The 9,953-nt window shown below is 59.9% G+C and carries 13 protein-coding genes; 7 read left to right on the top strand and 6 right to left on the bottom strand.

Annotation, left to right across the window (positions count from 1 at the left end; all coding sequences use genetic code 11):
- Positions 1–169 precede the first annotated feature (169 nt).
- Positions 170–355, bottom strand: a complete 186-nt coding sequence (locus IV498_RS17690) for a hypothetical protein (protein ID WP_269048399.1) — start codon at positions 353–355, stop codon at positions 170–172.
- 467 nt (positions 356–822) lie between these two features.
- On the opposite strand from IV498_RS17690, the gene IV498_RS19170 reads away from it, so the two are divergent.
- From IV498_RS19170 to IV498_RS19160, 6 genes are all read left to right on the top strand, one after another.
- Complete coding sequence (locus IV498_RS19170) at positions 823–1,182, top strand: DUF4913 domain-containing protein (RefSeq protein WP_442951382.1); 360 nt, start codon at positions 823–825, stop codon at positions 1,180–1,182.
- A gap of 83 nt (positions 1,183–1,265) precedes the next feature.
- A complete protein-coding gene (locus IV498_RS17685) occupies positions 1,266–1,553 on the top strand; it encodes a multiubiquitin domain-containing protein (RefSeq protein WP_269048398.1) in 288 nt (95 codons plus the stop codon).
- Positions 1,528–2,718: a ThiF family adenylyltransferase gene (locus tag IV498_RS17680; RefSeq protein WP_269048397.1), complete on the top strand. Its 1,191-nt coding sequence runs from the start codon at positions 1,528–1,530 to the stop codon at positions 2,716–2,718. Before IV498_RS17685 ends, IV498_RS17680 begins: the two co-directional genes overlap by 26 nt.
- Positions 2,715–3,152: a DUF6527 family protein gene (locus IV498_RS19165; RefSeq protein WP_442951381.1), complete on the top strand. Its 438-nt coding sequence runs from the start codon at positions 2,715–2,717 to the stop codon at positions 3,150–3,152. Before IV498_RS17680 ends, IV498_RS19165 begins: the two co-directional genes overlap by 4 nt.
- Before the next feature lie 141 nt (positions 3,153–3,293).
- A complete protein-coding gene (locus IV498_RS17675) occupies positions 3,294–3,650 on the top strand; it encodes a helix-turn-helix domain-containing protein (RefSeq protein WP_269048396.1) in 357 nt (118 codons plus the stop codon).
- Positions 3,651–3,653: 3 nt separating this feature from the next.
- Complete coding sequence (locus IV498_RS19160) at positions 3,654–4,214, top strand: ImmA/IrrE family metallo-endopeptidase (RefSeq protein WP_442951380.1); 561 nt, start codon at positions 3,654–3,656, stop codon at positions 4,212–4,214.
- Between the two features lie 108 nt (positions 4,215–4,322).
- Here IV498_RS19160 and IV498_RS17670 read toward each other — a convergent pair whose 3' ends face one another.
- Genes IV498_RS17670 through mobC form a run of 3 tightly spaced genes read right to left on the bottom strand, consistent with a single transcriptional unit; the run spans position 4,323 to position 7,083 of the window.
- On the bottom strand, positions 4,323–5,072 hold the full coding sequence (locus IV498_RS17670) for a hypothetical protein (protein WP_269048395.1): 750 nt from the start codon (positions 5,070–5,072) through the stop codon (positions 4,323–4,325).
- 9 nt (positions 5,073–5,081) lie between these two features.
- Entirely contained in the window at positions 5,082–6,680 is a 1,599-nt protein-coding gene (locus IV498_RS17665; RefSeq protein ID WP_269048394.1) for a relaxase/mobilization nuclease domain-containing protein, read from the bottom strand.
- A 7-nt stretch (positions 6,681–6,687) separates the two neighbouring features.
- Positions 6,688–7,083 (bottom strand): plasmid mobilization relaxosome protein MobC, encoded by a 396-nt coding sequence (mobC, locus tag IV498_RS17660; protein WP_269048393.1) that lies wholly within the window; start codon positions 7,081–7,083, stop codon positions 6,688–6,690.
- 243 nt (positions 7,084–7,326) lie between these two features.
- On the opposite strand from mobC, the gene IV498_RS17655 reads away from it, so the two are divergent.
- On the top strand, positions 7,327–7,635 hold the full coding sequence (locus tag IV498_RS17655; protein WP_269048392.1) for a hypothetical protein: 309 nt from the start codon (positions 7,327–7,329) through the stop codon (positions 7,633–7,635).
- A 637-nt stretch (positions 7,636–8,272) separates the two neighbouring features.
- Here the strand turns inward: IV498_RS17655 and IV498_RS17650 are convergent.
- Positions 8,273–8,446: a hypothetical protein gene (locus tag IV498_RS17650; protein WP_269048391.1), complete on the bottom strand. Its 174-nt coding sequence runs from the start codon at positions 8,444–8,446 to the stop codon at positions 8,273–8,275.
- A gap of 176 nt (positions 8,447–8,622) precedes the next feature.
- Positions 8,623–9,630 carry a DUF4192 domain-containing protein gene (locus IV498_RS17645; protein ID WP_269048390.1) on the bottom strand — a complete coding sequence of 336 codons (1,008 nt, stop codon included), beginning with the start codon at positions 9,628–9,630 and terminating at the stop codon, positions 8,623–8,625.
- Positions 9,631–9,953: the final 323 nt, after the last annotated feature.

Here is a 9,953-nt window from a genome sequence, read left to right as displayed (position 1 = left end):
GCCCTGGACTGCATGAAAGCCGGTATAAACATTAATAGCGATAATAAGAAGTGCGGTAGCGACCAATCGCCAATCGATCCGCAAGAAGTACTTCAACGACACGTGGTCCTCTCTCGTCATCCAGACGGAGGCACGGAGGTCGAAACCCCCGCGCCTCCCATCACGCGGCTTAGTTAGTCTTGTACCAACCGGTGATGGCGACGTCCACGGTAGTCCACGAATTGTTCGTAACGATCAATCGGGTCTGCACCCCAGTTGGGGTTCCGTTCGTGATGCTGTAGGTGTAACCGGTTCCCAAGCCCTTGCTTTCTGAAAACTGGCCTCCCGTATCACTGCGCTGGGCTTTGATATTCATTTGGTATCCGCCCCCGATGGTGTTAAAACGGATCTGCGAACTGGATGTTGTCGTCTTGGTTTGATACTCGAAGTACCTCGATTGCTGGAACCGGTTCGCGTTACCGTCGAAGTTCGTTTGAGTTGTCACCGCCTGTGCGCTGACAGCGCCGCCTGCTAACAGTATCCCTGTGAGCCCAAGGCCAACGATACCCCTGCGAAATGACCGCTTCATTCTGATCTCCTCGTGTTATTGAAGGTGAGTGTCGAGTGAACGACAAGCGTCACACTAACTAGGCGACCTCAATTTCCGTCAACTTCTGGCAAACAGTTAACAATTCGTTACAATCGATTAGACAAAATTGTCAGAGGTCATCAACGCACTCCATACCAAACGGTCTCAGCGCTGCATGTAGTGCAACACGGTGTGGCGTCCGTTACCGACCTACGAGCTTCCCTCGTTCTGATGTCGGGTGTCGTCCCGGGTTGATGAGCGGTGCGGCATTCGTCTGGTGCCCGGAGTGGTACAAGCACCCCGAAGCCCTCATCCGGATGGAGGGCATCTGGCGGGCTTGGGAACACCTGCGCATGGAGCCCGCCCTCGGAGTAAGTACTTGGTGGCTGAACCACGCCGACCCGCACATGCGCATTCTCATGGGACAAAGAAGGACCATTCAAGAAGTGCGCTTACGGCATAAATCTCTCTCTGCGGAGAAGACATCCCTGCCGCACGTCTTGCCGGAGGTAGGGATCTTCGATTGGCGGGAGCCGGTCGGCCTGACAACGCGAGCTGATGCGTGGACAGTTGTTCACCAATATGTATTGGCTGTCGGGCAACCTCTTTGGTAAGAATTGCGAAAGTCGAATTGTTAGGCTAGACTCAAATTCGAAGGTTGCAATCAGCTGCCTATAACGCAATTCAGGAGGATGTAATGACCGCCACTAGGACTGAACCACTCGCCGGGTCAGAGCGTCAGAAGGAAAAGGACTTCGTTATCGTCGTCAATGGCGTGCAGCACGACTTGGAATCGGCGATCCTGCACTACGAGGAGCTGGTTGCGATCGCTTTCCCGGTACCACCCGCCCCTGATACCCGATACACCGTTACGTACCGAAAGGCCAAGGATCCCAACCACGAGGGCAGCCTGGCTCCAGGGCAGTGGGTAGAAGTAAAGAAGAAGGGAACGATTATCAATGTCAAGACAACTAATCGCTCGTAGCCCAGACCTGCAGCGGCTCCAGGACGAGGGCTATGACGTCGAGGTGCGTTCCAACCACCTTCTGGTCAAAGTTCCTTACGTAACTTCAAACCGTGTCGTTTCTTACGGATTCCTGGCATCAGAGCTGACGATGAGCGGGGATAGGACAGCGGCCCCCAGCACCCATGTTGTGTACTTCATCGGCGCGACAGTGGAGGAAACACCCTGCGACGACATGGGGAGACGCCTGGACGACTTGATTATCCAGTTCGGGCCCATACCCCTCGGGTCGGAACTCGTGGCGAGCGCAATGTTTTCCCACAAGCCGGACCCCACCTACGGGGACTACTACGAGAAGATGTCAACATACGCCGACATGCTATGGGCCTACGCTCAGGCCGTTAGTCCAGAAGTCAGGGTCAGAACATTCCCGCCCATCTTGGCAGACGAACACGAGTCGGTCTTTAGGTATTTTGATTCGGCCACAAGCCGCGCCTGCATCGGCGCTGTGACTGACAAAATGCGTCTCCGGAAAGTGGTGATAGTTGGAGTGGGAGGCACCGGTTCGTACATTCTGGATTGTGTGGCCAAGACACCCGTGGAGGAAATCCATCTATATGACGGCGACAGGATGCTCACACACAACGCGTTCCGCTCGCCAGGGGCTGCTTCGGTCGAAGAGCTGAGTGCTGCGCCCTTCAAAACCGAATTCCTACGGACCAAATACGAAGCAATGCGCCGAAACATAGTAGGACATCCTGCTTGTGTGGATGCGTCGAACATCAGTGAGCTCCAGGACGCCGACTTTGTCTTTCTATCAATGGACGCAGGTCCCGCCAAGAAACTGATCATTCAAAGCCTTCAGGAGTTTGGAGTCCCCTTTGTGGACACTGGTATGGGCGTTTACCAAGTCGGAGAATCAATCGGCGGCCTCATTCGGACAACGGCTAGCGCATCCCGGAACACGCAACACCTCTGGGACAACGACCGCATCTCATTCGATGACGAGGATGATGACGAGTACGGCCAGAATATTCAGATCGTGGAGCTGAACATGCTGAACGCCGCCTTTGCCGTAATCAAATGGAAGAAGCTCTTTGGCTTTTACACCGACTTCGAAGATGAGTTTTCGAGCGTCTACACGACCGACGGTAATCACTTGCTGAACCTGGACCAGGGATCATGAGGCTTCAGTCGCTAGATCCCGAATTCGTCGAGTTCATTCCTTCGGATCCGATCCACGGCAAGCTATACATTTCAATGGTCTACGCGACCACTGTCCACCTGTGCGCGTGTGGATGCGGCAACAAGGTCGTATTGCCGCTCAGCCCAGCTGAGTGGCAGCTCTCTTACGATGGCGATGCGATTGATATCAGGCCGTCTGTCGGCAATGGGGAGTTCCCCTGTCGTTCCCACTACTGGATAAGCGGGAACAAAATTCGATGGTCCCCTGCCCTTACAGGCACACAAATAGCCACGAGCCGACGACGGGACGCAGCCGCGCTGTCCGCCTATATCTCGAGTAAGGATTCCGATCGAACCGCTGAGCAGACCCCTGTCGTAGGCGACCGAAAGACCACCCGTTTCCTTCAAGAGCTCCGAAAATGGCTGAAAATCTGAGCGCTTCGTACTTACGATCGTGGCGCGTTCCTCGCGGACCTGACTCCTCAGACGCCCTAGAATTGAACTTGTAGTTGTCAATTGCAAGCTTCAAATCATCTTGGTTCTGAACGCAACTTGCATCGCTACCGAGAGGAAGAAATGAATCTAAAGGGGTGGTTTGACGCCCAAGCCTTCTACGCTGCCCTCGATGCGGAGCGGACGGCACGTAGTTTGAACTGGAAGCAAGTGGCCTCGCAATCTGGAGTTAGTGCCTCCACTCTTACCCGAATGGCCCAAGGCAAACGGCCGGATGTGGACGGCTTGGCTGCACTGGCGGCGTGGTCAGGACTATCTGCCGATGACTTCGTCCGGCATGGCGACGACAATCGTCCGGAAGCTCAGCCGCTAGCTATGATCTCCACGTACCTTCGCAGCGACAAGCACCTCACCCCAGACGCAGCCTCAGCTCTTGAGTCCGTTATCAAGGCCACATATGAACAGCTACGGACCCGTTGATAGATGGTTGGAAAAGCCGGCTTCGTCAAAAGCCATGTCAATAGGATCGCTTCGGAGACTCGCACTGAGCTAGGTCTCGGCAATCTGGACCTCTTGGACCCCTTATCACTGGCCGAATTCCTTGACATCCCAGTCCTTGGCTTATCTTCTCTGCAATCGCAGGAACCAGCAGGCACTCGCTATTTCCTGCAGGAGGACCCCCAGGCATTCAGCGCGGTGACAGTCTTCAGCGGCCCAAAGCGTCTGGTCGTGCACAATGACGCTCACGAATCTGGCAGGCAGGCTAGCAATATCGCCCATGAGCTGTCCCACGGCCTGCTGCAGCACGCACCCACCCCCGCTCTTAATTCCATTGGTTGCCGTGATTGGGATCAGGTTATTGAAGACGAAGCCCAGTGGCTGGCTGGAGCTCTCCTGATAACTGAAAAAGCTGCGGTATGGACCGTCCGCCAAAGGTTGGACCTGTCCCAAGTCGCCCAGAGATTTGGGGTGAGCGTGGACATGGCCAGATGGCGCATCAACATGACGGGCGCCCGAAAGAGAGTTTCCCGCCGGTCTGCGTAATCCGTCCATGAAAACAGCACGCAACTCGCTCGCGAGTGTCTGTGTATTCAGCCCCAGATTGTAAAGTCCGAGGCTAGACGGGCCGAAGTTCCTTCGCCACGGCATCAGCTAACGCTCGAGTCCGCCGCGTTCCAAGGTTTTTCCGTTGCTCCCATGTTTGGTCATCTTCGAAGTCTTGGCTAACGAGGGTTTCTGAGTCACGGCAGCCGACGGGTGGGTGCCCTGGTGTTTGTCTGCCATGAGCCTGGAGTTGACCGCTTCGCGGTCACCGTTGCCTTCCATACTTTCGGCAAGCTGCTGGCGTCGTTCTCCGGTGTCCCACGCCGGCTCGCCTCTGGCCTCCAGGTCCTGGCGATTGGCACCGGCAACAGCGGCGCCGGCCACTGCTTCATCCCTGCGTGCAGCAGTGGCTTTGGCCCGTTCACTTTCAGCTTCGGAGCGGGTCTGCTGTGCCCGGACGAGTGCGGCGGAAACGGAGGCCTCGTCCGCACCGGTGTTGTTCACGTCGATGCCGTACCGGCCCTGCACTTGGTCCCTGATTATCTCGGACGCCTGGGAAGCCTCAGGGTCGTAGGCCTTCCATGCCGTGGCCGTCTCGTGAACCCGTTCGATCATTTCGGGAGTCGCCTTGTCCCACCAGTCCTCGCGGCCGACCGGTGCCAGCTGAGCCCGGGCCGCTGCGCGCTGGGCGTCAAAGCGCTCCTGCAACTGCCGGGCTCGTTGTTCCTGGGCTGCGGCGATGTTGCGCTGTTCCTGTTCACGCATCCTGGCAAGCTGCTCGCCGATACGGGCCGCGACCATCAACCCGGTACGCATCGCGGCGTCCACTGCATCTTCCATTCCGTCTGCTTCGCTCATACTCTTCCCCTATCGCTCGATGCCTGGATTGTTTCGCCAGTGGGGCTGTCCAGTCCGTGACTGTGCTCCCTGCAGCTGCCCTGCTTCCGGTCTGGTCAAAACGGGTGGCAGCGGTGAGCCGCCCCGTGAACGTTCAACCAGGAGCCTCGATCTAAGGGCTTCCTCGCTGGCCTCCGGGTGCTGTTGGCGCAGCGTCTCCATCGACATCGGCTGCGCCGTGAGTGTCTGCACGGTGGCGCTGGCTTCGACAACCTTGCCAGCGGCAACAACTGCTGCCGAGAGGCCCCGGACGCGGCGCAGGTCGTCGGTGGCCTTGTGCATGTCGTGGATGGCCCGTGCCGTTTGGGCCAGCTGCCGGAACATGAGGGCGTAGGCGGCGCGGTCGCTCTTGGACGTCGCCGCAAGGAGGATCATGGTCGCCCCGCGTGCCGACGGCAAGGACACTGCCGGCCGGGCCGGATAGCGGCGCAGCTGGGCGGACTTGGCAAGTTCCCTGGCGGCGTCCGCCAGCGGTCCCGGCGTCGGTTCGATCCGTTTGGACCATGCACCGAACGCCGCCGATGTTTCGCGGGCTGCCTGCGCCCAAGCGGCGTGATCATCATGGGCGGTGGTGGCCAGTTTTTCCCGCAGGGAACTGACGTCATTGGCGTACTTTCTCCACAGCTCAGCCGATGGCTGGGCCGTTTCCCGGCCTGGGTTTACGGGCCGGCGGTTGCGCGCCGCAAGGTTCCATTCCGCGACAGCTGAAGCCGCTGACTCCGGGCTGCTCTCCCACCCAGCCCGAAGCTTCGGCAACGCCAGGTCACGGCCCAGAGAGTTGCCGCCGAACCACACGGCCCGCTCACCCTTGCGGGGCCGTTCGGCCACGGAGTACCCGGTCACGACGTCGATACGGCCCGCCGCGTAGCGGGGGCGTACGAGGATGCCTTCCTGGCGTGCGCGGCGGACAAACTCAGCCTCATCCGTTGACGCTGTAGCGCAGAAGCGGACCGTTCGTGCGAGGCTGTGGCGCTCGACTTCCGGCAGTCCCTGGCGGATGGCTTTAGCCTGTTCCGCCGGAGTGAATCCTCGCTCGGCACGCAGATCCCCCAGCAGATTCAGGCCGTGCCTCTTCTCCAGTATCCGGGCCGCCTGCTGTGACTTGTACTTACTCTTCCAGCCGTTCCATTTGGTCCCGTCGTCCCGAACCATGCTGGCCACGACGTGGATGTGGTCGTTGCCGTTCTTGCTCAGCCCGTGACGAACGGCAACCCACCGGGCCGGGGCCCTTCCCCCGTCCTCGGTGAAGTCCATTTCCTTCATGAAGTCGTCCGCGATGGCCCCCCACCGCTGATCCGTGAGTTGGCCTTCTTCTGCGGCCAAACTCAGTGAGCAGTGGAAGACGTGTCCGCCGTCTACTTCGGTTTCGAAAAACTGCTTGGCCCGGTCTAGTGCGTTGGCAATATCGAGGGCAGCGTCACGGTTCAGCTCATTGTCGTCATGCCAGGCCATGAGCGCCGAATCGCCGGCAACGAGGTGCGGCTCCTCGTGCTCGTTTGCCCGTCCCGGACCGGCGAGGTAGATCATCAGACCCGCCATGCGGTCGCCCTGGGTAATGTTCGGAATCACGGAGAAACTACCGCCCGGCCATCTCCGCCAGGTGGCGGTCGATCCGGACGATGACAGCCCGTGCGTGGGCGATGGACGCAGCAGCCTCTGCCGGCACTTCCCCCGTCGCATTCGCATGACGCGCGATCTGGTTGATGTTGTTCGCCACGGTCCCGACAAGACGCTGCAAATTTGAGAGCTGCATGAACTGATCACGCCGCTCCGACGGAGACTCCGTGCCTTCGCTGAGCGCAGCCTCAATCAAAAGCCGCGGGACGGTCACGCGGTGCTTCTCCGCCAGGGCGAGGAGCTTGGCTTCCTCCGCCGGACTGACCTTAACCTCGTGACGGTGCAACCGTCCACCGTCAATATTCGCCCGCCGACGACGGGACTTCCAACCAGCGAAGCCACTGCTCCCACTCACGTATCCCGCCCTTCGAATTTGCCAGCGCAGCGACCCCGGAAACCCGGGGACCACACTGACAAGTGTGCCGCATCCAAGACGACAAGTCGAGGATCGAGCAAACTTAGCCGGGCTAAGTTACCAGCTTGCTCCGGGTTTCTTCCCTTTGTAGTCGCTGAGCATGAGCGGTTGTTCTATCAAATGGCCGTCGCCCGGCGCGTACGGTAAACCGACTAAACGTACCGGCCGGGCTAGGCTGGTCGCATGGTAACCCTCGACATTGAACAGACACGCAACCAGGCCAAAGCACTCCTGAACTCACGCATCGATTCTGTGACCGAACTGGTCAAGACCCGTCAGCGGATCACCGACCTGCGTGAACAGCTCGCCGAAGCAGAGCGCGAAGACAAGCGCGCCTACGTGCGCGCGACCAAGGACGGCTGGAGCCCGGAGGAGCTGAAGAAGCTGGGACTCGAATCCAGCGCTGCAGGACGCCGGCGTAAGTCAGCGAACCGCACCACGGGCGACAGCCCCCTAGCCTCTACAGAAAACGCAAGTCACGGCGCACAGTAGCATTGCCCCTCGCCCACATGTGCACAGCAAAAGATTAATCCTCCGGTCTTTTCCTGCACACATGATGGACGACCGGAACCAGTCCACCGGCTGCACACAACCGCCGCGCCACCTACACGATGAGAGGTCACCAAAGCGTGCAGCGGATGTGCACAGCCTCCACACGGCGATACCCCGGCAACAAGACCAACACCCTCAGCGCCCGATCCGCCAATACCTGGGATCCCTGTTCTTCCAGCACCCGCCCAAGGCCGTGGCAGGAAGACACTGCCCTGGCATGGCGGCGACAGTGACAGCACCAGCACGTGCGGGCGACATCCGTGCGCAGCATGGCGACGCCGACACCAGTCACATCCGAAAAAACCTGCCCCAACGAGAGCCGGATCGATCAGAACGCTTGCGCCCCACCTTTGATCCCCGTGCATGAAACAAAAAAGCCCTGCCGGATCCATCGGGGGAAAGACCCGGCAGGGCCGCCCAGCCATCCTACGTGGCAGACCACATCCTTATGCCACCATGACGTCACATACGGTACGGGTGGCAAACGAAGTGAGAGGGCCGGCCAAGGGGCCTGCCCTCTCACTTTTTTCCTTCGCACGGGAAAATCTTTGGGGCAACAAAAAACTTAGGTGGGGGTTTACCAGGTGAACCCTTCCAGGGGATCCTTGAAGACGAGGTCGACCATGCCCGCGCCGGGCGCCGCGGTCCGGGAGGTCTTGCCATCAAGGAGGGTTTCAGCCTGGCTCGCCGATGGGTTCAGGGGTGTGTATTCCGTGAACAAGTCGGGGTGGGACATATCCGGTGCTGACACGGAAGGCTCCTTCGTGGGTGCGTTTGCTTCCCCAGCCTACCGGCACGTTCCGACACCGTGTCTGGTCGCTGCGCCCGCGCAGCGTGGATGCGGCCGGGGGAGCTTGCGGCGGAGGCCGCCGCCCCCACAGGGCGGGTTGGGCACCCAACAAAAGTGGGTGCCCAACCCCTCATCTGTTAGGAAGCGCCGGGGTAGGCGTTGGCCTTGTTCTTGACCACCTCGGGGAGAAAACCGAGGTCAATCATTCTCTTCAGCAGCTCAGCCAACCGGTAACCCGGGGTAGCCGTCAAAGCCTTATCCAAGTACTGGACCGCGGTGGTGGACCGGCCCTTGTACCAGCTGATGTGGCCCAGCATCGTGTACAGCGGTGCCCGGAACCGGTCCGGTGTCTGTGCCAGCAGTTCCACCAGCAGGGCCTGACCCTGATCGACCCGTGCCCACGTCGGACGGGTGCTGGTTTCCCCGATCAACACGGCACCGTACTCCTCATCATCGGTGTTGATGAAGTCAGCGATGACACGGTCCCGCAAACCCACGTTCTGCAGGTACGCCACCAGCTGGCAGGCCACCGCGGTGTCGGGGACGGTGCCCAAAGCGTCCGTCCACGCTGCCCGGGCTTCGATCATGACCGGGGCACCGAAATCCAGCCCGTCAACATCCCTCAACCCGCTGGCAATACGAGTGATGGTGGCGGCGTTGCCGGGCGCCCCGGTGAACTCCCGGTCTTGGGCTTTTCCGGCTTCCGGGTTGGAACCGGCAAAGACCATTTCCGTGTTCGCTTCACTATCGGTGATGGACCCCAAAGCCGTCACCGCGGCATCAGTGTCGAAGTAGCTCCTCCACCCCGCAGGGCCCACCAGCAGAGCCTCCCTAACGGGCATACCGGCAGCCAGCAACTCGTACTCCAACGCTTCAACGTACTCGCGGTGCGGCTGCCCGCCGTCCGTGTTCGTGTAGACAGCCAAAATCGTGCCGTCCGCCTCTTTGTCATTGAGGAGGTAATCAACGACCGTCCTAACGAAACCGGCGGCGGGGCCGTTGGTGGGGATGTTCACCCGCAGCGTTGCCCCGACACGGCCGCCCTGCACGGTCACCAGCACGAACGATTCCACCGGCGTCATGCCCAGGGTATGAGCGAACACGGCCAACAGACCGGCGGGAGTGGAGACTTTAAGCTTTTTCATGGTGTTCTCTTTCCTTGTGCGAAGGACGGGGGGGTGAGTGGGCGGTGTAACCCGGGCCAGCTGCCTGTCCCTTTCCCCCCGTTGTTTTTTGGTTGCTGGCGAAACAGCGTGGAGCTGTGGCCGACGGAGGCCTGTCCACCCATCAGGGCAAGGGGTGGGGAAACGTGTGCAGGAGATAAGCGACGCAGGAGCGCCGGAACATGTTTCCCCCGCCCCGCAGGCCCCGACGCAGGAGGGGCTGGACACGGTGGAGCGGCCACGTATGATCCGAAGGACAGCAACCAAAAAACGTCGAAGACGTAGAAAACAGGGGTTGGGCCGGG

Origin of the sequence: Paenarthrobacter sp. Z7-10, from assembly GCF_026932795.1 — a bacterium.
Lineage (GTDB): Bacteria > Actinomycetota > Actinomycetes > Actinomycetales > Micrococcaceae > Arthrobacter_M.
This window is presented reverse-complemented; position numbering and strand designations above follow the sequence as displayed.